24 protein-coding genes are annotated in these 23,313 nt (G+C 50.8%); 5 read left to right on the top strand and 19 right to left on the bottom strand.

The window, feature by feature from the left end:
• Positions 1 to 41: 41 nt before the first annotated feature.
• The 6 genes from J2Z70_RS05620 to J2Z70_RS05595 all read right to left on the bottom strand — a co-directional run bounded on the left by J2Z70_RS05620 (position 42) and on the right by J2Z70_RS05595 (position 6,081).
• On the bottom strand, positions 42 to 974 hold the full coding sequence (locus tag J2Z70_RS05620; RefSeq protein WP_209870281.1) for an NAD-dependent epimerase/dehydratase family protein: 933 nt from the start codon (positions 972 to 974) through the stop codon (positions 42 to 44).
• Between the two features lie 312 nt (positions 975 to 1,286).
• Complete coding sequence (locus J2Z70_RS05615; protein ID WP_209870278.1) at positions 1,287 to 2,276, bottom strand: ROK family protein; 990 nt, start codon at positions 2,274 to 2,276, stop codon at positions 1,287 to 1,289.
• Positions 2,277 to 2,508: 232 nt separating this feature from the next.
• Positions 2,509 to 3,294, bottom strand: coding sequence for an ABC transporter permease (locus tag J2Z70_RS05610; protein WP_076077875.1), 786 nt, complete (start codon positions 3,292 to 3,294; stop codon positions 2,509 to 2,511).
• A gap of 8 nt (positions 3,295 to 3,302) precedes the next feature.
• A complete protein-coding gene (locus J2Z70_RS05605; RefSeq protein ID WP_209871025.1) occupies positions 3,303 to 4,097 on the bottom strand; it encodes an ABC transporter permease in 795 nt (264 codons plus the stop codon).
• A 70-nt stretch (positions 4,098 to 4,167) separates the two neighbouring features.
• On the bottom strand, positions 4,168 to 5,223 hold the full coding sequence (locus tag J2Z70_RS05600) for an ABC transporter ATP-binding protein (RefSeq protein ID WP_036728804.1): 1,056 nt from the start codon (positions 5,221 to 5,223) through the stop codon (positions 4,168 to 4,170).
• A 75-nt stretch (positions 5,224 to 5,298) separates the two neighbouring features.
• Positions 5,299 to 6,081, bottom strand: a complete 783-nt coding sequence (locus J2Z70_RS05595; protein ID WP_209870275.1) for a GTP cyclohydrolase II — start codon at positions 6,079 to 6,081, stop codon at positions 5,299 to 5,301.
• 232 nt (positions 6,082 to 6,313) lie between these two features.
• On the opposite strand from J2Z70_RS05595, the gene catR reads away from it, so the two are divergent.
• On the top strand, positions 6,314 to 6,640 hold the full coding sequence (catR, locus tag J2Z70_RS05590; protein ID WP_036728810.1) for a catDE operon transcriptional regulator CatR: 327 nt from the start codon (positions 6,314 to 6,316) through the stop codon (positions 6,638 to 6,640).
• Positions 6,641 to 6,736: 96 nt separating this feature from the next.
• On the opposite strand, the gene J2Z70_RS05585 is transcribed toward catR, so the two are convergent.
• The 5 genes from J2Z70_RS05585 to J2Z70_RS05565 all read right to left on the bottom strand — a co-directional run bounded on the left by J2Z70_RS05585 (position 6,737) and on the right by J2Z70_RS05565 (position 10,895).
• Positions 6,737 to 7,618: an ABC transporter permease subunit gene (locus tag J2Z70_RS05585; RefSeq protein WP_036694126.1), complete on the bottom strand. Its 882-nt coding sequence runs from the start codon at positions 7,616 to 7,618 to the stop codon at positions 6,737 to 6,739.
• Positions 7,615 to 8,607, bottom strand: coding sequence for an ABC transporter ATP-binding protein (locus J2Z70_RS05580; RefSeq protein ID WP_209870273.1), 993 nt, complete (start codon positions 8,605 to 8,607; stop codon positions 7,615 to 7,617). Before J2Z70_RS05580 ends, J2Z70_RS05585 begins: the two co-directional genes overlap by 4 nt.
• On the bottom strand, positions 8,604 to 9,731 hold the full coding sequence (locus tag J2Z70_RS05575; protein ID WP_209870270.1) for a hypothetical protein: 1,128 nt from the start codon (positions 9,729 to 9,731) through the stop codon (positions 8,604 to 8,606). Before J2Z70_RS05575 ends, J2Z70_RS05580 begins: the two co-directional genes overlap by 4 nt.
• Before the next feature lie 23 nt (positions 9,732 to 9,754).
• On the bottom strand, positions 9,755 to 10,270 hold the full coding sequence (locus tag J2Z70_RS05570) for a sigma-70 family RNA polymerase sigma factor (RefSeq protein ID WP_036728818.1): 516 nt from the start codon (positions 10,268 to 10,270) through the stop codon (positions 9,755 to 9,757).
• A 61-nt stretch (positions 10,271 to 10,331) separates the two neighbouring features.
• Positions 10,332 to 10,895 (bottom strand): TetR/AcrR family transcriptional regulator, encoded by a 564-nt coding sequence (locus J2Z70_RS05565; protein ID WP_209870267.1) that lies wholly within the window; start codon positions 10,893 to 10,895, stop codon positions 10,332 to 10,334.
• 165 nt (positions 10,896 to 11,060) lie between these two features.
• On the opposite strand from J2Z70_RS05565, the gene J2Z70_RS05560 reads away from it, so the two are divergent.
• Complete coding sequence (locus J2Z70_RS05560; protein WP_209870264.1) at positions 11,061 to 11,765, top strand: NAD(P)-dependent oxidoreductase; 705 nt, start codon at positions 11,061 to 11,063, stop codon at positions 11,763 to 11,765.
• A 109-nt stretch (positions 11,766 to 11,874) separates the two neighbouring features.
• Here the strand turns inward: J2Z70_RS05560 and J2Z70_RS05555 are convergent, their stop codons facing one another.
• The 7 genes from J2Z70_RS05555 to J2Z70_RS05525 all read right to left on the bottom strand — a co-directional run bounded on the left by J2Z70_RS05555 (position 11,875) and on the right by J2Z70_RS05525 (position 20,254).
• Positions 11,875 to 13,155 (bottom strand): stalk domain-containing protein, encoded by a 1,281-nt coding sequence (locus J2Z70_RS05555; protein WP_209870261.1) that lies wholly within the window; start codon positions 13,153 to 13,155, stop codon positions 11,875 to 11,877.
• Between the two features lie 345 nt (positions 13,156 to 13,500).
• Positions 13,501 to 13,815: a hypothetical protein gene (locus J2Z70_RS05550; protein ID WP_036728829.1), complete on the bottom strand. Its 315-nt coding sequence runs from the start codon at positions 13,813 to 13,815 to the stop codon at positions 13,501 to 13,503.
• Between the two features lie 142 nt (positions 13,816 to 13,957).
• Positions 13,958 to 15,415 (bottom strand): N-acetylglucosamine-specific PTS transporter subunit IIBC, encoded by a 1,458-nt coding sequence (gene nagE, locus J2Z70_RS05545; protein ID WP_209870258.1) that lies wholly within the window; start codon positions 15,413 to 15,415, stop codon positions 13,958 to 13,960.
• 43 nt (positions 15,416 to 15,458) lie between these two features.
• Positions 15,459 to 15,980, bottom strand: coding sequence for a PTS sugar transporter subunit IIA (locus tag J2Z70_RS05540; RefSeq protein WP_209870256.1), 522 nt, complete (start codon positions 15,978 to 15,980; stop codon positions 15,459 to 15,461).
• Between the two features lie 21 nt (positions 15,981 to 16,001).
• Entirely contained in the window at positions 16,002 to 16,868 is an 867-nt protein-coding gene (locus J2Z70_RS05535) for a PRD domain-containing protein (RefSeq protein WP_036728836.1), read from the bottom strand.
• A gap of 186 nt (positions 16,869 to 17,054) precedes the next feature.
• Entirely contained in the window at positions 17,055 to 19,787 is a 2,733-nt protein-coding gene (locus J2Z70_RS05530; RefSeq protein ID WP_209870253.1) for a CHASE3 domain-containing protein, read from the bottom strand.
• Positions 19,788 to 19,858: 71 nt separating this feature from the next.
• Positions 19,859 to 20,254: a DivIVA domain-containing protein gene (locus J2Z70_RS05525; protein ID WP_036728841.1), complete on the bottom strand. Its 396-nt coding sequence runs from the start codon at positions 20,252 to 20,254 to the stop codon at positions 19,859 to 19,861.
• 187 nt (positions 20,255 to 20,441) lie between these two features.
• Here J2Z70_RS05525 and J2Z70_RS05520 point away from each other — a divergent pair, with 187 nt between their 5' ends.
• Positions 20,442 to 21,005 carry a TraR/DksA C4-type zinc finger protein gene (locus J2Z70_RS05520; RefSeq protein WP_036728843.1) on the top strand — a complete coding sequence of 188 codons (564 nt, stop codon included), beginning with the start codon at positions 20,442 to 20,444 and terminating at the stop codon, positions 21,003 to 21,005.
• Positions 21,006 to 21,112: 107 nt separating this feature from the next.
• Here J2Z70_RS05520 and J2Z70_RS05515 read toward each other — a convergent pair whose 3' ends face one another.
• Complete coding sequence (locus J2Z70_RS05515; protein WP_036694148.1) at positions 21,113 to 21,472, bottom strand: replication termination protein; 360 nt, start codon at positions 21,470 to 21,472, stop codon at positions 21,113 to 21,115.
• Positions 21,473 to 22,138: 666 nt separating this feature from the next.
• Between J2Z70_RS05515 and J2Z70_RS05510 the strand changes: the two genes are divergently transcribed.
• Both J2Z70_RS05510 and paiA read left to right on the top strand, forming a co-directional pair.
• On the top strand, positions 22,139 to 22,591 hold the full coding sequence (locus J2Z70_RS05510; protein ID WP_209870251.1) for a MarR family winged helix-turn-helix transcriptional regulator: 453 nt from the start codon (positions 22,139 to 22,141) through the stop codon (positions 22,589 to 22,591).
• 22 nt (positions 22,592 to 22,613) lie between these two features.
• Positions 22,614 to 23,132, top strand: a complete 519-nt coding sequence (paiA, locus tag J2Z70_RS05505) for a spermidine/spermine N(1)-acetyltransferase (RefSeq protein ID WP_209870248.1) — start codon at positions 22,614 to 22,616, stop codon at positions 23,130 to 23,132.
• Positions 23,133 to 23,313 lie beyond the last annotated feature (181 nt).

Raw genomic sequence — 23,313 nt, 5'->3', positions numbered from 1 at the left:
CATGAAAAAGCACTGCTGCTCATTTCCCTTGGCTTCATCCGCTAACCCAGCTCTTCACGGAACCATTCTATGGTTTCCCTAATGGCCCTCTTATACGATGTCGGATTGTATTCGGGGAACCGCATCATGAATTTATTATCATTCAGCAGAAGCGGATACTCGAATTCGTATAGAAGCTCATGGAATTCGCTTATTTCCTTATTGAACACACCGGCTAATCCGACTGCCCAGCTCGGCACCGCACAGCACTTTCCCGGACTGCCAGCCGCATGGTGGATATTCATCAGAAATTGCCGCCCCTCAATAGCTCCGGAGCCGGACACATGCCACTCCCCCTGCTCACCGCTCTCCGCCAGCAATACAGCTGCTCTGGCCGCATCCCGGATATAGACCAGATCATGCGGAACGTCCAGCTTCACCGGCCACTTAATCGTCTTCGCCTGGAGGGCTCCGCTAAAGATCGGTCCGAATAAGCGGTTCGTGACATTGGGACCGTAGTAATTCGGATATCGCGGAATCACGTAACGGAATCCCCGCCGTTCAGCCTCCGTCTTCAGCAGCTCCTCCAGTTGATTCCGCAGCTTCCCCTTGCGGGTTCGTGCCTCCTTCGGATGGCGTTCATCCGCCGGAAGATATTGGAGCTTGCCGTAACCGTAGATATTGCCCGGAAATACCAGGGTCTGGCCGGACTTAAGCTGACGGGTTACCCGCTCCAGCGCCTCTGGCATGACAGAGTACCAATCCTGATACGGTACATTAAGGCAGAAATAGACGGTTGTTACCCCATTCAGCGCTTCAGCAAGCACCTTCTCATTCCTTACATCTACTGCCGCCAGGGTCAACAGCGGGCCTCTCAGCCTGTGTAAAGCCTGGCTGGAACGGTGGTAGGTAGCCTTCACCAGTCTGCCCCGTGACAGTAATTCTTGTGTGATGGAATGGCCCAGACCGCCATTGCCTCCAATTACGAGATTCATAACATTAACGGCTCCTTAACGAACGCATGAATACCTTCAGCAAGCTGCATGACGGTCCATTCAATCTGCCCGTGAGTATGGTTCGCAGTCATGATGAACCGGAATATCCATGTTGCTTCCTCAAGAGATGCAGGATATATATACCAGTAAATATGCCACTGTACCCAGTATACCGCCTTCAAGTTCCTGTATTCATTGGGTTAATTTGACGATTAATGTCGATTTCGAGCTTTTATATGGACATATGGTGAATTATTGAAAATCAATAGTTTTGCATCAGGCAGGTGCAGCCAGTAGCACGCGAATTTCCGCTCAATTAGAATGGTCTAGTTGTACATGCTTCTGTTTCTGATAAGCATATACAGCCGCACCCAGCGTACCTGCACGGCTGCCCAGTTCAGCCTGAACAATCCGGCACCGGCTTGCGGACAGCTTCAGCGCATGGGCATTTACAGTATCGCGGACACTGTTCAGGAGACGGTCTCCTGCTGCGGCCATGCCGCCCCCGATAATAACCAGCTCCGGGTTCAGCAGATTAATCACATTCGCCAGCCCGTATCCCAGCAGCTCCCCCGTCTCATGCATAACCTCAATGGCCAAGGGGTCTCCAAGATCATAAGCCTCTGAGATCATCTGCGCCGTAATCTGCTTCTGGGTCTGCTTGGTCCAGGTCTGAATCAGGCTGACCCTACCTGCCTCCAGCTTCTCCTTGAAGGTATTCACCATCCCCACCGCAGATACATACCTCCCCAGGCATCCAGAGCTTCCGCAGCGGCAGGGACGTCCCTGCCGGTACATATTCATATGTCCGATTTCACCTGCGCTAAAGGTTGTCCCATACAGCACCTTGCCGTCATGAACCATACCGGAGCCGAGACCGGTCCCGAGTGTGAGCAGTATCAGATGCTTATGCCCTTGTCCGGCACCATGGTGCCATTCTCCGTAGAGATTAACCCGCACATCATTATCTATGTAGACCTCGAAGTCGTAGTAAGGCTTCATTTCGTTGACCACATGGACCTGCTCCCAGCCGGGAAAATTCGGTGAGAAGACCGACAGGCCCTCCTCCGGGTCGAGCAGACCAGGGATTCCCATTCCCATACAGGCAATCTGCGACTCGTAAATTCCGCTTCCCGCACATAGCTGTGTAACAGCAAGCCTGATCCGCTCCAGCACATGTGCCGGACCCTTCTGCGCTTCTGTGGGTATCGACAGCTCCTCTAGCGCTGTGAAATGCTCATCGAATAAGCCTGCCTTGATATTGGTTCCGCCCAGGTCAATGCCGACTATGTATTTATCCATTCTGTCCCATCCTTCTTTCCCTATTAGAATGCTGTACCTCTCTTCTCTTATTATGCGCTTTCAACATTTAGATAAGTAGCATTTTCCGAGCATCTGGATAGTACGTTTCACTTGAAAGCGAACATCCTGCGGATAGCGATTGCTGTTATTTTATTGACAAAGAGGGCTGCCCCGGCAGCCAGACCTATGCTGCGGGACAACCCCCATTGTATAGCTATTTCATTCAAGCGTCTTAAGACCCGGCGCCCTTATACCGCTTGACGCCATAGCTCCAGGCCATCAGGCCGATGCTGAGGAAGACCACGCCGACCAGCGGGGTCAGCAGGGCCATCGTCCGCATCTCATCGCGGTGCAGGAACAAGGCTGCCGGATAGATCCCGACAAAAGCGAACGGGATAATCCAGGTAAGCAGCACCTGAATCGCCCGGTTGTAGATCGTTACCGGATAACGTCCGTACGTCTGAATGTTATACATCAGCGGCAGAATGCCTGTAGGCGCATCCGAATAGAACGACAACGAGGTCAATGTCGTATAGATCCCTGTATAAATGGCTACAGCGCTGAGCGTCAGAAGAATCAGCATCGGCAGGGTCCACCATTCAAACGGCAGGCCCAGATTGCTGCCGCTGATCGCCATGACAATCAGCCCGATGAAGGAGCCGAACAGGGATGGCGGGTCCACATTCTCCAGGAAGATCTGGAACAGGTTATGCGCCGGACGGGTCAGGATGCGGTCCATTTCGCCTTTGACAATATACCGCTCACTGAAGCCCCACATATTGACGAAGCAGCTGAACACGCCGAACGGTACCATGAAGAAGCCGTAGACGAACACCACTTCGTTCTGATTCCAGCCGCCCAGGCTGTCAGTATGCATGAAGATGACCAGGATGAAGATAAAGTTCGTCGCCTGAAACAGCAGGTCGGAAATGACCTCCACCCAGAAATCCGCGCGGTAGGTTAACCGTGTTTTCATATAATTCTTCAGATATTCAATCAATAAGCCCAGGTAGTACATAGCTCAGCTTAACCCCCCTGCACGAACAGCCGCTGACGCGCTGCGTGATTTAGCCAGACAATCGGAATGAGCAGAATCAGGAACCAGATGACCTGGATACCCAGCACATTCCAGATGCCCACCCCCTGCACCCGGCCTGTAAATACAGAGCCCGGCAGATAGGTAATCGCTTGGAAGGGAAGAACCTTAAGCACGGAGGACAACCAGTCCGGGAATAAGGTAATCGGCACAATCAGCCCCGAGAACAGATCGACGACCACACGCTTCATGCGCATCATCCCCTCATTGTTCTCCACGAAGAAGGCTGACAGGCCTGTGATAATATTAATCTGCGAGCTGATCAGGAAGCTGAAGAACAGCATGACCAGGAACCCGGCCCAAGCCGAAGGCTCCGTAGGCAGCTGTACCGGAAACAGCAGAGTGGCAATCACCATGCCCGGGATCATCAGCATCATGAAGCGGAACAGGCCTTCGCCGAGGCCCTGCATCATTTTGACCAGAACATAATTATAAGGCCGGATGAACTGGATCGCGATGCTTCCGTCACGGATATCCGTGGAGATCTCCCGGTCCAGATTGTTGAAGTAGAAGGCCCGCGCCATCCAGGACACCGCCACATACGTGGTCATCTGCGCCCCGGTAAAGCCGCCGAGCGATTCACCATCGCCATAGATCGCTCTCCAGGTGAAATAGTTCACCCCGATATTGAGCGTGTAGATCAGAATCCCCGAATAGTAATTCACCCGGTAAGCAAGCATCGTCAGGAACCGGATGCGGATAAAATCAAAATAAGCGCCAAGCAGCAGCCTCCGCCCATTCTCCCCGGAACCGCCCCGGGAACCTCCGGAGGAGGGAACTGCCGTTGCCAGCTTCTCAGACATGGATAACCTCTTTCTCATCGCTGAGAGCGGCGATCCGCTCCTCCGGCTTCTCTGCCGAGCCTGACTGATAAATACTGCGGACGATGTCATCCGTGTTTGTTTCGATGATTTTGATGTCTGTAATATCGGCCTGTCCGACGACCCGGCCCAGCACATCCGATACATTCAGCTCCAGCGGAATCCAGACCTTGGCCGCCAGCTCATTCTCTGCGGTCCAGGTCACCGGCATGCCTTCCGTCCAGCCGATCAGCTGCTGCAGCTTCGTGGCTGTTCCGAACTGGAACTGCACCTCACGCCCGGTTCCCCAGCGCTGCTTCAGATCATCCAGACCTCCGTCATAGATAATCCGCCCGTCATCCAGCATGATGACCCGCGAACAGAGCGCTTCGATATCCTGCAGATCATGAGTCGTCAGCAGGATGGTTGTGCCATGCTCCCGGTTCATATCCTTCAGGAATTCGCGGATCTCCGACTTCACAACAATATCCAGTCCAATCGTGGGTTCATCCAGGAACAAAATGGACGGATTGTGCAGCAGTGCCGCTACAAGCTCGCAGCGCATACGCTGGCCCAGGCTTAATTTGCGGACCGGACGGTTCAGCAGATCCTGAAGCTCCAGGCGTTCCACCAGCTCATCCAGCCGTTTTTTGAAGTCCTGTTCGGACACGCGGTATACCTTGCGCAGTAGCTGGAACGACTCAATCACGCCGATATCCCACCAGAGCTGGCTGCGCTGACCGAAAACAACGCCAATGTTCTGCACGAACTTCTCGCGCTCCTCGTACGGCACGAAGCCGCCGACAGTCAGACTGCCGGCGGTGGGGACAAGAATTCCGGTAAGCATTTTGATCGTAGTAGACTTCCCTGCCCCGTTCTCCCCAATATATCCGCAGATTTCACCTTCGGGAATGCTGAACGAGATGTCCTTCACTGCTGTTACTTCGGAATATTGCCGCTTAAACAAATCAGCGAAGGCCCCTTTGAGGCCCTCGCGGTTTTTTTGGACTTTGAAGGTCTTGCGCAAGTCCTGCACTTGTATAGCATTCATAGGTTACCTCACTAAGCTAAGTATTGGGTTCAGTACCCCATTATAATGGAACGGATGCATATCCGTCCAGCCTGCTTATTTAGCCACTCTTCCCTCAAAAAACTCTGCACCCGGCACAGCCTCCAGATGTCCGGAACGGGCCACCTTGGTCCGCAGGTACTTCTCATTGAAGGCCGATACGTCGCCCCATAGCGGCACCCGCTTCACTGTATTCATTCCGGCAGCCCGTAGTGCTTCCAGCTTCTTCGGATTGTTGGTGATCAGAGTCACAGGATGGCTGCGCAAATGCTGAAGCACGCTGATCGCATCTGTGTAATCTCTGGAATCATCGGCGAACCCCAGCTCCAGATTGGCCTCTACGGTATCATACCCTTCTTCCTGAAGAAGATATGCCATTGCTTTGCTGAACAGGCCAATGCCTCTTCCTTCATGATTCGCCAGATAAAAGAGGGCCCCGGCGCCATGCTGGGCAATCATCTTCATCGACTGGTGCAGCTGGAAGCCGCAATCGCAGCGCTTGCTGCCGAAGATATCCCCGGTATGGCAAATGCTGTGCATCCGGATCAGCGCATCCTCGGAATGCTCGAAATCTCCGTAGACCAGGACACTGGACTGCTGTCCATCCGCAAGCTTCATCGATGACAACCGGCTGATGAGCAGCTCGGTAGCCTCCTTACCTTCAGCGCGCTGAAGCTCTTCGTCCGTCACATTCAGCCAGCTATACCATTTGAAGGTGATCGTCTCCCCGTCCAGATTGACAGGCAGGGTAATAGGTCCGACCAATATATTCGTGGAATTTCCCATAGGAATCCGGCTGATTTTGTTCTGTAGTATAGATAGGATATCTGGGTTGATCATAAGAGCACCGTCCTAAAAGTTTGATAGCATAAGCTTCTTCGATTCCATTATGCAAACTTGCTGTGAAAAGAATCCACTTCGCTTTAAATTTTGATATTTTATTTTCTTCATAGTAACTATTTGTAAGTTAGTTTATCATTGTAATATAACTTCGTCAAGTTATAATATATATTTAAATATTTATAATTACTTATTGTAAGTTTATGATATAATGAATGCTGAGGTGATCCTTATGAATGATTTTGAGATGTGCCCGCGGTTTGAGAAAGCGGTAGATGTGCTGAGTAAGCGGTGGGTCGCCCTGATCGTATTCGTCCTGATGGATGGTCCGCGGCGGTTCGGAGAAATTGAGCATTGCTTGTCCAACCTTAGCGGCAAGGTTTTGTCAGACCGGTTGAAGGAGATGGAGACGGAAGGGATCATACAGCGCACTGTATATCCTGAGATGCCCGTACGAATTGAATATTCGTTAACCGATAAAGGTACGGCCCTGGCTCCCATTCTTGGAGAGATCGGTAACTGGTCTACGGATTGGATCGAGATCGGCGTGACCAAATGATTCCCGCACGGCACGCGAAGCAGCGCCCTTGAAGCTCCTGAACAGGAACCTTCGGGGCGCTGCTTTGTTTGATTTTATAATAAGCATGGTCGATTCCTACAGATCCTTACGCTGAAAGCGCAGAAGCCCCAGCCCAAAGATAACCACAGTGTAGATTGCAGCGTATACGACAAAGGTATTAGACGGAAATGAATTGAAATTCATCAGACTAAGCGCCCCGCTATCCATCGATAACATACCATTCATATCCTGTAAGCTGAACAGCTCGACAGTCATCCGGCGCTGCAAGGTATCTGCGGGCATAATCATCGAGATCATTCCGGTCAGATTATTCAGCACCTTCAGTCCGTCGTCCTCCAGTCTCAGCGAACCGCTAAGCTTATCTACCATCCCTCCGAGAAATCCCGCCCCGTAGAGCATTGTCATGAACACACCGTTGCCAAGCGCCGAGAATAGTCCTGAACCCAGCATGGATACGGAGATTAACAAGGGAACTACAGAGGCGAACAGCAGGAATGACTTCGCAAGCACGACTGCATCTCTGGGAACATTCGCGTGGGCACTTGTAATCAGCAGAATTGCAGTGAACAGAATGAGGGCATACATCGTTCCCAGCGTGACAAAGCCCAGCCAGCGGCCAAGATACCATTTCCAGCGCGGCAACGGCCGGGGCAACAGAGCCTGCATGACCCCCTGCTCCGCTTCACCAGCAATCACCGAGAAAGAGCTGAAGATCGCCAGAAAGGCAATAACGAACGCGCCGAAGAAGAAGCCCAGACTCAGAATAAAAGCGCCGTTCATGTACTGCATGAACAACCCGCTGCCATTTCCCAGCGTTCCGGCCCCTTGATCGTTCGTTCCTACGGTATCGGCCACAAACCAGAAGGCAATCAGGAACACCAGGGTAAGCAGGAGGGTTAGCAGCATCACTTTTTTGCGCAGCATTTCTTTCCAGGTCATTGCTAATATGGTTCTCATTCCTTCTCCCCCCTATGACTGAGCCCGGCTACCGCATCCATGAACCAGTCCTCCAGCCGTTCAGTCTGGCGGCTTACCTGGTACAGCGTCATCCCTTGCTCCACCATCAGCCCGTTCAGCCAGCCTGCCTGCTCCTCATGATCCAGCTCCGCCTCCAGCCACACGACGCTTGAATCTGACTCCTCCTGTGCCGGATCATAGCCCGATTTACCCGCCGCAGGCACGGATTCCCGGATGGATAGCCCTGTATGCTCATTAAGCCAGGACAGCAAAAAAGGCGTGTATCCGCCCACTTTGAAATGCCAGCTTGTCCGTTTGTTCAGCATCTCCGCTACTTTGCCGTGCCGCAGGACCGCTCCGTTACTCAGCAGAGCCATCCGGTCGCACAGCACTTCAACATCCTCAAGTAAATGAGAGTTGAGAAAAATAGTAATTCCCCGGTCCTTCAGCCGCTGCAGAATCTTCCGCACTTCCATTCTCCCGATAGGATCAAGGGCTGAAGAGGGTTCATCCAGGAACAGAATCTCCGGGTCATTCACCAGCGCACACGCAAGACCCAGCCGCTGCTGCATTCCCTTGGAATAATGCTTAACCCGGTCCCTTCCGCGCAGCCCGATACCTACCTCCTGCAGGAGGTGAGGGATTCTCTGATCCATGACGGATTTCGGAATCCGGCACAGCTTGGCATGAAGCCTGACCACCTCTTCACCGGTCAGCCAATCCTGGTAGCGGTACAGCTCCGGCAGATAGCCAATTTTCATTTTGGCTTCCATAGAGCCCAGCGGATGGCCCAGGATGGAAGCATGGCCGCCTGTTGGTGAGATGAGTCCAACCAGCATTTTGACAAAAGTACTCTTGCCGGCACCATTGGGGCCGAGGAAGCCGAAGGCTTCCCCTTTCCCCACAGTCAAGGTAACATCCCGGCAACCGCACCCGTTCGGATAAGCTTTGGTCAAGGCGTTCGCATCAATCGCAGGGATACTGCTCATTGTGTGATCAACTCCTGTACCTTCTGAATGAACTGCTCGCGCTCAGGATAGATATCTCCGCCGCTAAGCTGCAGAAGCTGCCCCTTCTGCACCCAGACAGCCGTATAGCTGTTGCCGTTACTGAACTTCATTTCAGTAAGAATGACCGGCGTACCAGCCACCGTAATCTGTTCATCATGATTGCCCTTAATCAGCGGCATCGGCAGATCGCCGGACAAAATCCGGCTCTTCTGCAGACTGCTTCGCAGATTGTCGGGAATCAGCGGGAAGTTCACAACGGCATCAATCGCTTCGTCCAGATCCACAGAAGGATCTACGGTAACGACAGGTGTGTTCATCTGTGACAAGGCTCCCCAGTGCTGATCGCTGCCCAGATCGTAATTCACCTGCTCGGGGATATGAAGCGTAATCGGCTTGCCATCTACAGATGCAGGCAGCAGATTGTCTGAACCAAGGCGTTTCATTGCCTTGTTCACTTCATCCACCTTCAGGTTCAGTGTGATATCATGGGACCCGCTGACCTGAACAAACTTGACTGAATCCATAGCGGACCCCTTCAGCGGCTCGTAGCCCAGCAAGCCTTGGATATCCTTGAGCGGAACATTCTCCTTCATCTCACCATTGGTGATGGAGATGTCACCGAAGGCCTCAAGGGATTGCTCAATATTGCCATTGCCATTCTGAATTATCTGATAGAACATATCCCGCAGATCGCCTTCTTCAACAACAGTAGCCTCCTGCATCTTGAACTGGTTCAGCAAGGCTGCCATGGCTGTATTCCCTACCGGAGTAGCCAGAATTGCTGCGAAAATCGCTACGCCCGCTGCCGCAGCGGCCCACTTGCGGCTGCGGCTCATCATAGGCAGGCGTGACTTCCGCCCTGTATTATGCACTGGCTCCGCTGCTGCAAGGTTATCCGCCTTAGCTGCCTGAAGCACAACATCTGCTTCCGGTTCTGTTCTATCTGATCTATCAGCCTCGACAGTCTGTTCCTCTATAGGGGTCTCTTGCTTGCCCCATGTAGCCCACACCGGATTGACCGGCTCGTCTTCCAGCTTCTCCTGTAATTTAGCCCAGGCTTCATCTGTGTTCTGGGGCTGTATCTGCCCGTTTGCTCTATTCATGGTTTCTTTCCTCCCGGATCTCATTATTCTTGCGGAATGGATTTCACCGCATGGTGTTTCAGTTTGGCTGTCGCCCGGCTTAACAGGGTTCCGACTACTGGCGGCTTCACTCCCAGCTCCCCGGCGATCTCTGCATAGCTGTAGCCCGAATACTTAAGCAGCAGGGCCTGCCGGTCCCGTTCGGGAAGATCCTCCAGCCAGCTCCGCACATCTTCCTGATCCAGCTTGCTGAGGACTACTTCTTCCCCTGTAGGAGCAGAAGCACCCGCATCATATAACAGCTCCTGTTTGTTGATCAGACGCCGCTCTCTCACCCGCTGGTTCAGATAATCATATCCGATCCGTGTTAGCACTCTATGCAGCCACGCCCCCAGAGCCGCGGGATCATCCGGCGGATTTCTGTAGAGTCTGATAAAAACCTCCTGCGCCAGATCATCGGCAGCACTCTCGTCCCTCACAAGTGCCGCCAGCTTGCGGCGTACACTCGGGTAATGCTCATAAAAGATTAATTTGTATGGGTCTGATTCCGGAATATTCATTAGGTAAATCCTCCTTATCCGCTGCAGCTATAAGTAAGACGAAGGCTAAGGCGGATTTGTATCACCTTGCCTCAAGATTTCTCTCCAGCAAGTTCCCGATCCGCTGCGCCATTACGTCTGGAGGGAGCGGCTGTCCATTCTTGAACCACCATTCCACTACCCCAACGATCGCCGATCCCAGAAACTGGATGTCCACGTTTCTGATGTTGGCTGAATCCTTGTCGCTCCCTCCAGACAGGCTGTTATCCTTCTCCAGCTCGCCGAGGAAGAATTCAAGAAACCGCCCGCGGAAAAACACGCTGCCTTTACTCCCCAGCAAAACAGAGAAGAACATCGAATGCGTCTCAAAATATTCAAACCACACCAATCCCATTTCGGTATATCCGGCGGCATCGTCTGAACTTTCGCAGATTTCGCGTATATTGCTGATATGCTCTTCTATGAGCTTGTCCAGAAGATCAAATTTATCTGTGTAGTGAAGATAAAGGGTTCTACGGCTGACATCCGCTCTATCAGCAATGTCCTGTATTGTAATTTGATCAAAATCCTTTTCCAACATCAGCTCAATAACAGCCTTTTTTAGGGCTTCCTGGGACTTGCGTATTCTCCGGTCGATCTTTAACACTCTATCCTCACCAGCTTTCCTGCAGATTACTGCACAATTCCGTTGAAGTCGTGAATTAATGCACAGAATCAGGCTTTTTAAGACTTGTATCGATTCTTGTTCTGCTTATTATTATACATACATGCTTATTAATTCACGACTGTGCATTTAAAGGAGAATATTATAATGAAACTTGCAATTATCGGAGCCACTGGAGGAACTGGAAGAAAAGTAACGGAGCTGGCACTTGCAGCGGGACACGAGGTGATAGCTGTGGTACGCAGACCGGAGGCGCTCTCCCCTGCAGCGGGGCTCACTATCCGGCAAGGGGATGTATTCGACAGATCCAGCATGATCCTGGCCCTCGCCGGAAGCGAAGCGGTCATCAGCTGTATTGGTCCTCCAAGCAACTTCTCCCCGGATGCTGCCGGCAAGAAGGGCCTTGTAAATCTTAAGGCAGGCAAAAATGTCATGGCAGCGAACTTCTCGCCGGGTACCGTCATGTCAGAAGGAATTCCAAATATCCTTGCAGCCTGTCGGCATCATGGAGTTCAGCGGCTGGTGATGCAGAGCGGGATTAATCTGAGTGACGGGAGGGAGTTGTCACTCGTCAACCGCTGGGCTGTCCGCTTGATGCGCCGCATGTTCCGCAAAGCGATTGAGGATAAGGCAGCCGCTGAACAAGCAGTAATGCGCAGCGGATTAGACTGGGTAATCGTACGGGCATCCGTGCTTAAATACGCAGAGAGTTCTTCTAATTATACGGCAGGCCCATCGGCCCGCATCCATCCGCTCCAGGCGCTGCCTTATGCTGCCTGTGCCGATTGCCTGCTGCGTGCGGCAGGCAGCGAACCGTCCTGGACCCGCAAGGTGATCAACGTCGGACGATAAGGAGCAAGCGGACGAATGAGCAAAGTACGGCATGGCATATTCAATATTCTTGCCAAAAAAACGGTCCTCCGGTACATCCCGGGGACCGTTTTTGTATTGCTGCGTCTTGCTATTCCTTTTCATAATTCTCATCGCCAACCTGAATGCTGCCGTCATCATGCTGGAAGAATAGAGAACTGGATACCTTGCCGTTACCAAAAGCGAATACGATAGTATTCCCGCTTATCTTGTATGAACCAGTGTCAGAACCGCCGGCCCCGCCTGTTGTGGGCGCCCCGCCCTGGACGGTACCCAGCATCAGGTTATCGCTGGTGAAGGTTCCATTGCTGTTCAGGGTCAGCGTCCGTGTCCAGGAGGTCGATCCGGCTGAGATCCCAGCCAGCCCCTGGAAGCCGCGATGGACATAAGTGCCGCTTAGGGTCAGCCCTTTCTTGACCGTCTTGACCCTGCTGAGCTCAACATCATCAATATGCAGCTTGCCGGATTTGACTGCAAGGTCATAAGTCTTTCCATTACTTAACTTGATCTTCCCGTTCTGTACCGTATAGGTCTGGCAGCCGTCACGCGAGCAGTTGATCGTCTCCGGTCCGCCTTGCTTCGGAGCATCAACAACTACTTTATTACCCGGCAGGAAAGTGATGATATTCCAGCACATCCCGCCGCATTCATACCCGTCGTAGTCCGGGCTGAAGCCGTAATACATTCCCTGCAGGTTGCTCAGGTTCACTTGGTCTGAAGCGGCTGGCTTATAGGAACCATCTCCGGCAGGAGCATTCGGCACAGTCCCTGGAGCTGGCGGCTTGGGCTGTTGCGGCTGGCTGGCGATCTGCTCGTCATATACTTTTTTGAATTCGGCAATTTGCTTGTCAACCGCCGCCTTCGCTGTTGCTTTGGTCAGGCCGTTCGCCGCTAAGTAAGGATCGGTATAGACGAGAATTTGCGGCTTATACGGGTTCCAGGCCACCAATGCTTGAGTGGACTCCCCGACGAAGCGGAGCGGGACCATGGTGTAGCTGTCTATAATTGTTGGCGCTTGCAGAAGTTGAACATTGGTGCCATTGACAGTAGCCGTCTTGCTGCCTATCTTCATGACGATGGTTAGGCCTTCCTTCGTACCGGTTACTGTCTGCTGTGCGGGATTCCAGCCTACCTTGAGGCCCATCGCTTCGAACAACGGACGGAATGGAACCATTGTTGTCCCTTTATCCAGCAAGGGAGCTTTATCAAAAGATAACGGTTTATCATCCAGATTGACCTGGATCGTTTTGCCCGCTGCCGGTGAAGCTTCCGCTTGGCCCGCTGATACACTCAGCGCTACGGCTACCCCTAGCCAGATGACAGCCATCCATATCCGCCGGATTACAGGCCCGGACATTTGCCTTTTTCTCACCTATACCCATCCTTTCCCAAAACAAATGGATTTTTAGTTTTATAACCCGTCAGTCCCGCGTTTAAACAGAACCAGTCAAAAAATGATTTCTTGACGCACAGAAAAAGCCCTCCCGCACGCGGTAGGACTGATATCTAGTGTATATCCATGTGTATGACCATGATGCGTAATGGAATGGAAATGTCCAAGTAAGTCCAAGTACACGACGGCAAGCCCTTGAGAGTGAATCTGCGAAATTCACCTTTACTGTGCATGTCATGGCTGAGCAGACTAACTGCATGCCATTTTTTAGTAAAACTATATTATCTCTATATCTACCTCTTCATATCTCCGATTGTTACTTCTCTATCTAATCTTGATATACCGCGCTTGAAGCTGCTTGGCCACGTGAATCCTCTCCATCTTCAGCTCCCAAATCCGCTCTTTCCACAGAGCGCTATCCGGTGTATCCTCATGCTCTCTCAGCTTATCGAATAATTGCATCAGCAGTCCGTTAATATCATCGAACCGCGTCCATAGCGCTCTCACGCTATCCACTTGTTTCTTTTCTTCGACAAGCGCCTCATAGTTCTTCAATTGCTCCAGGAGATCAGCCTGCCACTGTTCATCGTTAATTGCCTTGGCATAATTCAGCAAATCCAGATAATCATCTATAGACAAAGGTACCGACTCCTTTTTTCTTTATACCAAGTATTATACTCGGTATTGTAGATATTGCAATAGTCTGCGCACAAAAAAACAGACATCCTGTGAAGGATGCCTGCATGGAATTCCCTATTCTGCTGTGCTAACAAGCTTCAAGCTACATCAGCTTCTTAATATCATCCTTCAGCTGCTCGGACTGTGGTCCGAACACAATCTGTACGGCACCCTGACCAAGCCGCATGACACCGGAAGCCCCCAACTGCTTGAGCGCGGAGTCCTTAACCGCCTTGTCATCATTTACGTTAAGGCGCAAGCGGGTAATACAGGCGTCAATGCTGCGGATATTCGCAGGACCGCCAATGTTCTCCAGAATCTTGGCGGCTCTGGAAGAGGACGACACCGTTGTACCGCTCTTGGACAGATCAATCAGGTCATCATCATCCGTCTCATCCTCGCGTCCGGGAGTTTTGAGGTTGAACTTGACGATGATGAAGCGGAATAACACATAGTAGAGGACGAAGAAGCCAAGCCCGACCGGAATCAGCACCCACGCATTGGTGGACTGCTTCATATTAAGCAGGTAATCAATGAGCCCGGCGGAGAAGCCGAACCCCAGCTTCACATCCAGCACATACATCAGGAATCCGGCAAAACCGGTCAGCAAAGCGTGTACCAGATACAGCAGCGGTGCGATGAACATGAAGGAGAATTCCAGCGGCTCCGTAATCCCTGTCAGGAACGAAGCAATCGCTGAGCCGATGAAGATGGATGCGACCATTTTGCGTTTCGACGGTTTGGCTGTATGAATGAACGCCAGGGCTGCACCCGGCATAGCGAACATCATAATCGGGAAGAAACCTGTCATGAACATTCCCGCAGTCTTATCTCCGGCGAAGAAGCGCGTCAGATCTCCGTGAACAATATCTCCGGCAGCGTTCGTGAAATCACCGAGCTGGAACCAGGCGATAGCGTTGATTACATGATGCAGGCCGAACGGGATCAGCAGGCGGTTAGCCGTCCCGAACACAAATGCCCCAGCACCGCCGAGACCTACAACCCAGGTGCCGAAGTCACTGATAACATCCTGAATCGGGCTCCAGATCATACCGACCAGCACAGCAAGAATCATGGTAGTGATAGCGGTGATAATGGGTACGAAGCGTTTGCCTGCAAAGAAGCCAAGCCAGTCGGGCATTTTGATAGTATGATATTTTTTGTATAAGTACGCAGCCCAGGCTCCGGCAAAGATCCCGCCCAGCACGCCCATATTGAGCTTCACATCATCGGCGATGAACGGCATTTGGGCTGGAAGCACCTTAAGAATACTGTCCAGCACCTGATAAGCAATGAGGGCGGACAGCGCGGCAACCGCATCCCCTGCGAACCCGATCGCTACCCCAATTGCAAAAATCAGCGCCAGATTACCGAAGATTGCACCCGCACCTGCATTCAAGAAAGGAGCCACATACTGGTTGAGAAATCCCCCTACGGTACTGCCCAAATGGAAGTCCTTCTCATAATTAATCAGTCCGAACCCTTGCAGTATCGCTGCCGCCGGTAAAGTTGCGACTGGAAGCATCAGAGATTTCCCTAACTTCTGTAGAAAAGCCAACATAATGAAATCATCCCCCTGGTTTCATATTAAATACATGTATGTTCTAAGGCTGTGAAGCTACTGCTGTTGTAAGAATACTGCTTGTTCCTGCCGTAACCTGGCCGTAATGGCAATCCACTTCCGGGGTGTCCTCCCCGTTGCCCGTTACAATTACCGGAGTGATCGTACGATAACCCGCAGCGCGGATTGCCTCCAGATCAAATTCGATCAGCGTCTGCCCTGCCTGCACTTCATCTCCGGTGGCAATATGGCTGATGAAGCCTTCGCCCCGCAAGCTGACCGTATCAATTCCAATGTGCATCAGCAGCTGTAACCCGGAGGCATGCTCCAGGATTAGAGCGTGATTGGTTTTGACCACATGCGCAATTTTTCCGTCAAAAGGGGCCGTTAAACGTCCCTCTATAGGTTCTATGGCGATGCCTTGGCCCATATGCCCACCGGCAAAGGTCTCATCCGGCACTTCCGTTAACGGTACGGACTGTCCGCTGACCGGAGCGTATATCTCCAGGCGGGTTACCGCCTCAGTAGGTTTCTCTTCTTTTTTAGCTTTCCATCTCGAAAACATAAAAGTCACTCCTTGTTGCTGCTATTTATTCTTCTCTATGGTCTGGAACAGCCGGTGCAGATGCATAGCCAGGAAGCAGATTTCTTCTTCGGGTACGTCTACACTGAGCTTGCCTTGCATGACTTTGCCCATCCTTTGCGCGAGCTTGTATTCATCCTTGTATTCCTTCTTGATATGCTTCACAAAAGGATTGTCGATGAGCGAACCCTGCAGAATCCGTTCAATCGAGAATCTCAAGTGAACCATCAGCCGGACATGATTCATACTGCCCTGCTCAAAGCGGATCTTGCGTTCACTGCGGATCATCTCCATCAGCTCACTGACAATGTTGGAGGCCTTCACAAGCTGGCCTACCGGCACATTGCTGACCGCAGAATAGACGTGGTAAGTAAGGAAACCGACCTCGTCCTCAGGAATCTGCACTTCAAAGCCTTCGCTGATCTTCCCCGCCGCCTTGGAAGCGATCTCAAATTCCTTGGGGAACGTCATCCGGGTCTCCTCCAGGAATGGATTCACAATGTCCATCCCGCTGCGCAAGCGGAAAATGGTGAATTGGATATGGCTGGGGAGCGCCAAATAGATCTTGTCGTTTAACTTGCCGGGAAACTCACGGGCGATATCAGAGATAATCTCATCCGTAATCCTCATGACCTTGGGATCAATGTCCTCCAGCAGAATCTGATACTGACTCCATTCCTCCCGGTCCTCCAGCCGAAACAGCTTTTCAATCCGGGGATCATCCGAATCAATAACACCCGTATCCTTAAGCGCAAACCCGATGCCCTTGCCGATAATTACATATTCCTTGCTCTTCTTGCCGCCCTCTACCATTACGACATTATTCCCAATCACCCGCAGCACCTGAAATTGTTCAGTGTCCCTCGCCAAGTTCCCCCTCCTTTCCGCCCATATCCTGATTTTTTGCACAAAAAAGAGCCAAGACTGGACTCAAAGTATTGAGTACGAATCTTGGCTCATGCCCTGTTAAGGTAACACGCCACTGCATATAAATGATCATTTATGAACCCATCATAAAGCATACCTTGTATTCCCGTCAATGGGTTTTTGGAAAAGTCAAATGTACCTGCACATTCGTGTAATAACGTCCTGTATCAATACCGGCTTGCTGATGAAATCAGTGGCTCCGGCGGCCAGGCAACGCTCACGGTCTTCCTTCATCGTCTTGGCAGAGACCGCAATGATCGGGAGGTCGGTGAGATGCATCTCCTCACGGATAATAGACAGCGTGTCATAGCCATCCAGAACCGGCATCATAATATCCAGTAGTACGATATCCACCTCCGGCTGCTCTCTAACCACTTGAAGACATTCATACCCTGTCTGAGCGGTAATGATGATCATTCCGTAAGGCTCCAGACCCTTCTGCAAGGCATAAATATTGCGCATATCATCATCCACAATCAGGACAGTTCTGCCTTGCAGCATGGCGTATTCTTTCTCGAACAGGGAGTCCCCGCTATTACCCGCCTGCCCTGCATCATGAACGGTTCTGGAGTGCTCCGACCCGGCTGCAGTCTGAGCCAGCTCCGCCGGATGGAACGGTTCTTCTTCACTGTCCAGTTCACGGCAAGGGAGATACAAGGTGAATGTACTGCCCTTGCCCTCTTCGCTCTCCAGGCTGATATGCCCGCCCAATAGCTGAGCCAATTGCTGGGAGATGGACAAGCCCAGACCGGTTCCCCCGAATTTGCGGGCAGTCGTTCCGTCCACCTGGCGGAAGGCCTCGAAGATCAGCTCACGGTTCTCTTCAGAGATGCCGATTCCGGTATCCTGGACAGCAAAGGCCAGTACCGGCCCCTCTGCTATGTAACTCTGATCTGAATATGCCGCCAGCTTGGTAATCTCCATGGTAACAGAGCCCTGCTCCGTGAATTTGAAGGCATTGGACAGCAGATTCCGCAGAATCTGGTGCAGGCGCATCTCATCGGTGAAGAACAGATCCGGAACCTCGGGGTTCAGGGTCACGTTAAACTCCACATTCTGCGCTTCTGCAAGCTTGCCGAAATAACCCTGCAGCAGCGAGGGCAGCTCGGTGAGATTGACCGCATCCATTTCCACCAGCATTTTGCCCGCTTCCACCTTGGAAAGATCCAGAATATCGTTAATCATACTAAGCAGATCACTGCCGGAATTGTAAATGACAGAGGCATAGCCCAGTTCTTCCTCGGTTAACGTATGATTGCGGTTCTCCGTCAGCAGCTGTGAGAGAATCAGCATACTGTTCAGCGGTGTCCGCAGCTCATGCGACATATTGGCCAGGAATTCAGACTTGTAGCGCGAGCTCTGTTCCAGCTGTTCATTGTACCGCTCCAGCTCGATCGCTGCATTCTCGGCTACATATTTCTGATTCTCAAGCTCCTTGTTCACGGTTAGCAGCTCGCTGGTCTGACTCTGAAGCTCCTCCGTCTGCATCTGCATCTCCTCGGACTGAGTCTGCAGCTCTTCGGATTGAACCTGAAGCTCTTCGTTCATCACCTGTGATTCATGCAGAAGCCTCTGGATCTCCATGCGGGTCTTCACCGAATTCACGGTAACCCCCATCATGTCCAGCAATTCCTTCAGCAGCTCGAAATGGTAAGGCGCCCAACGGGTCAGCGCAGCAATCTCCAGTACAGCAACAGTCTTGTTCTCAAAAATAATCGGAGCAATCACAGCGAACCTCGGCGGCGTTCTGCCCAGAGCGGAGCTGATGGAGATATAGTCATCAGGCAATTGCTCAATCACATTCATCCGCTGATCCAGTGCACATTGACCTGCCAGGCCTACTCCCGGCTGAATAACCTCGGGCCCTATGCGTTCTTCCTTATTCTCTGCGCCTGCATAGGAATAGATTCGCTCGAACAGTTCCTCGTTATTCACGACGTATATAGTGGCATACTGCATTTCCAGCATAACCGACAACCGGCTGACAAAAATTCTGCACAGCGAAGGCATATCAATGGTCTCTTGCAGGGCAATCGACATTGAGGTGAGCTGTTCGCTCGTCCACTGCTCCCGCTGCACGTTATCCAGCAGCCCGTTCGTCGCTTCGCCCAGGTCATAGATTTCATCCAGCGTCTTCACCTTAATGCGCTCCGAGCGGTTACCGCCGGAGGCAATACTGTTGATGGCCTGTATGACGCTGTGCAACGGATTCACAATGCTGGCCGAGAGCAGATAAGTGATGAGCAGCGCAAGTACGACCACCAATCCCCACAATATGTACATGGTAATCAGCAGCTTATGATTGCTGTCCTTCAGGTTGCTGATCCGGTCGTTCGTGAGCGTACGTTCGATGTCACGGAAGTAATCGGACTGGGAACGGATCGTGTCGACCAGACTTTTTCCCATATCGTTGCGAAAAAAAGCGTTGACCGCCTCCGTATGGCCATTCTTCTTCAGCTCAACCACATGCTGTCCGGCGATATCGACCCACTTCTCAATATTATCCGTAATCGTGTCCAGATTCCGCACCTGATTCGGGTTGTCGGCGATAAGATTATTCAGCTTCGCTGCATTAATCCTCCACTGCACCAGCCCGTCATTATACGGTGCCAGATAGGACTCATCATCGGTAAGGACATACCCCCGCTGTCCAGTCTCCATATCGAGTACATTTTTCTCAATTTGATATGTAAGTTCATGAACTTCTATATCATGATCGCTCAAGAACACGGTTTCTTTCTCCAGGCTGTTAATCCGGCCAGAGACTATAATCAGAAATAGCCCCAGCATTAATAATATGATGACATATCCAAGTGCGATTTTGCCGCGGATCTTCAAGCTCCAAGCATGCTTCTCCGGCAATGGTCCTACCCCCGTCCAGAGTTATACTTATGCTGCATATTGTTGTCTCTCACGCTGTGGCTGCACAGGGCTTACAAATACCCCTCCGTGCGGGGAATGGGCAATCTGTCCTTGAGCTGACGCACATTGGCTTCCAGCTTGATGATAATATCTTCGAGATCCTGCGGATCAATGCCCTTAATAATCGGCACAGGGGCCGGAGTGGCTGCGGTCTTCACCTCTGCCTTCAGCTCTTTCATCTCAATCTGCTGCTCCTGCCATTTATCCATCAGATCCGCTATGGTAGCATAGAACCGTTCATAATCCTTAATGACGCTGTCCAGGAACGTATCCACCTCTTCGGCATCATAGCCGCGAAGCTTCATACTGAATTCCTTTTCATGAATGGTAAGTGCATCAAGTGTAATACCGAGCTGGCTGAACAGCTTTCTCTGCTTATCCAGCCGCCGTTTCATATGTTCGTCCATTTCATAACCTCCAAGTGTATGCTGCATTCATCCGGCAGGTATTATTATAACAGGGTGAAAGCAGCATGAAAATATCACTAAAGTTACAATTCAGCATAGGGATGCCTGCTGATTGCCCTATAACACATTAGGGTAAGGAAAGATTACGACAGTATAACTACTAATCAAGCTGAAAGGAAGATGACAGATGAGCCACTTAACCAAAGACCAATTGACTAAGCTTAGAGCCTCGCTTGAAGAACGCAAGGCAGAACTGGAACAGCATTTCTCCGGCAATGGAGCAGAAGACAGCCTGCTTGGCGATTCCCTTATCCTCTCAACGGGCGAGCTCTCTTCGGTCGATAACCATCCCGCCGATACAGGAACAGAGACGTTTGAACGCAGCCGCGACCTGTCCATCAACACCTCGCTATCCGAAGAATTAACGGAGATCGAAGCTGCTCTTGCGCGGATGGATAACGGAACGTACGGCATCTGCGAAGCCAGCAAGCAAGAGATTCCTTATGAGCGGCTTGAGGCCATCCCCTACACCCGCTATACCGTGGAACATGCCCCAACCAGCAATGACATTGACGCACGTCCTGTGGAAGAAGAGGTCATGACCCCGCCGCCAGCCGGTGCAGGCGAAGGACGTCAGCAGAATAGCGGAAGATTCGATGACGCCGGTGCCTGGGAAGCCGTCGAGGATTATGGCAGCGCAAGCTCGCCGGTAACCCCGCCGGGCCAGGATTCTGAAGATGAGGATTCCTGAGCCGGCTGTTCACGACTTGTGAGGCTTCTGGATAGACTGATATAGATGAGTCCGCCGGAACGTGGCCAGATCGATATGCATGAGCCCGCCAGCTCGTGGATCTCCCATCAGAAGTTGTCTGCTACTGCCTTATTAAGAATACCAAGACAACGGTCCAGATCGGCCTTCACCTGCTTCTTATATAGTTTGGCCTTCTCCTCCCCGTCCGAAGTGAAGTGATACAGGACAATCTCCTGAAAATCGACCTTCGGATCGCTCCCCTTAAGCTGCTTGGTACGGTAAAGTATCCCTTGCTGCACCAACTCATGCAGAGCACGGTAAATTTCACTTTGGGGAGGCGAATAGCCATGAGCTTTGAAATCTCTGCGCAGATCCTCCAGCATCTGATAACCATAACCCTTGTGTTGCTCCACCATCGTAATCAGATATACCTTTATAAACGCCCGCTGAGCAATCATAAACGCCATAAGACACCTCCCGGGGTGTTTTTTTGTTAGAATCCTTAAAGAAGAACAGCCATAGCCCCTTGTCAATTAATTCCGGCAGTCAAATGATGTGGGTAGCATTTCCAGCTACAACTCTAGTATAAACTCTATTTCCCAGTTTTCACAACAAGTTATATTTTATAGTTTCATTTTTTCGGTGTGGAGTTTAGGTTTACTTTTTCCGTTTTGAAGAAGATAGGTACGCATATGGTGAGACGGTTAGATGGTATTAGTAGATACGGCTGGTGTCTTTATGTACTCTATTGTGAATTTTTCATGTAATGAAATTATATTAATAGAATGCGACTTTAACTTTCGGCGCCTGACACCCGTTGCTTATTACCTATGCAGAATAAAGGTTATTGTGGATGCAATAAGTCTTTTATTAATATTTGGGGTCATTATTATGAATTTTTCATATGATGAAATGACATAAATAACTTCACTCCTCGCCCTCCTCACAGAAGATCACTCTTATGTATAGAAGGGCCGTTCTGAGTGCGGCAATACATTGATCTTGAGGGGGGAGGTACGCATGTAGTTTGATTGCTTGGTGTTGTAGATTTATTTTGTTGTAATTGCAACAAAAATCATGTATTATTTTAAAACTATAGGCTTGGAAAATACATGCTCAATGGGGCTGTGATTATGAAGGAGATTCTACGCGAGGTTGGAATGATTGCCAGGTCCCTGGACTCTATAAGCAATATTGAATTTAAGCAGTACGACCTTACCAGGGGGCAATATTTGTATCTGGTGCGGATCTGTGAGCATCCGGGGATGATCCAGGAGAAGCTGGCTGAAATGATTAAGGTGGACCGGACAACGGCTGCCCGTGCTATACAGAAGCTTGAGATTAACGGTTTTATTGAAAAAAATGAAGATCAGCATAACAAAAAAATCAAGCGGCTGATCCCTACAGAGAAAGGGCAGGCCGTCTACCCTCTGATCAAAAGGGAAAACGATTATTCCAATAGCGTAGCGTTGTCCGGCTTTTCCGGAAGTGAGGCAGAAACCCTGGTAAAACTCCTGCAAAGAGTCAGGTCCAATGTGGAGAAAGACTGGGAATATGTAAAAAAGGGAAACAAACGGGACTATTGATTATACTAAAGGAGATTTATAGATGACTATTTTGATAAAGAGATGCTCTTCCGGCGATCTGGAGACCTTGCAAAAAATCAGTATCGAAACGTTTACGGACACCTTCAAAAATCAAAATTCACCAGAAGCTATGGAAGCTTATTTGAAAAGAGCATTTAGTACAGAGCAATTAAAAAAAGAATGCGCCAACCGCCATTCTGAATTTTATTTCATCTATTATAATGAAGAAATTGCCGGGTACCTTAAGGTTAACGCCGATGATGCCCAAACTGAACATATGGACAAGGACTCGCTTGAAGTGGAACGGATCTATATTAGAAGGCCCTTTCATAGGCTGGGGCTAGGGAAACAGCTGATTGAGAAAGCGGTGGAAATCGCGGCCGAAAAGAATAAGAGGAAGCTCTGGCTGGGGGTTTGGGAACAAAACGGAAACGCAGTTGCCTTTTATACAAAATTGAATTTCGTCCAGACAGGTACTCACTCTTTCTATATGGGTGACGAGGAGCAAACAGATCTGATCATGACCAGAATCATCCTCTAGCACAATTAATTTAATCAGCACAAAATCACTCTGCCGGGCGAACGATGCTAATGCCTCTCTCACCGGCCGCTTTAAAGGAGCTGTAATGTTGGTCGAGTAGGCGGGGCCTTTCCTTCGTGGATTGTGCCCCTACCCCTCACAGATCCGTACGTGCGCAATTTACGCATACGGCTCTTCACCC

The organism is Paenibacillus silagei (assembly GCF_017874735.1).
Taxonomy (GTDB): Bacteria; Bacillota; Bacilli; order Paenibacillales; family Paenibacillaceae; genus Paenibacillus_AQ; species Paenibacillus_AQ silagei.
This window is presented reverse-complemented; position numbering and strand designations above follow the sequence as displayed.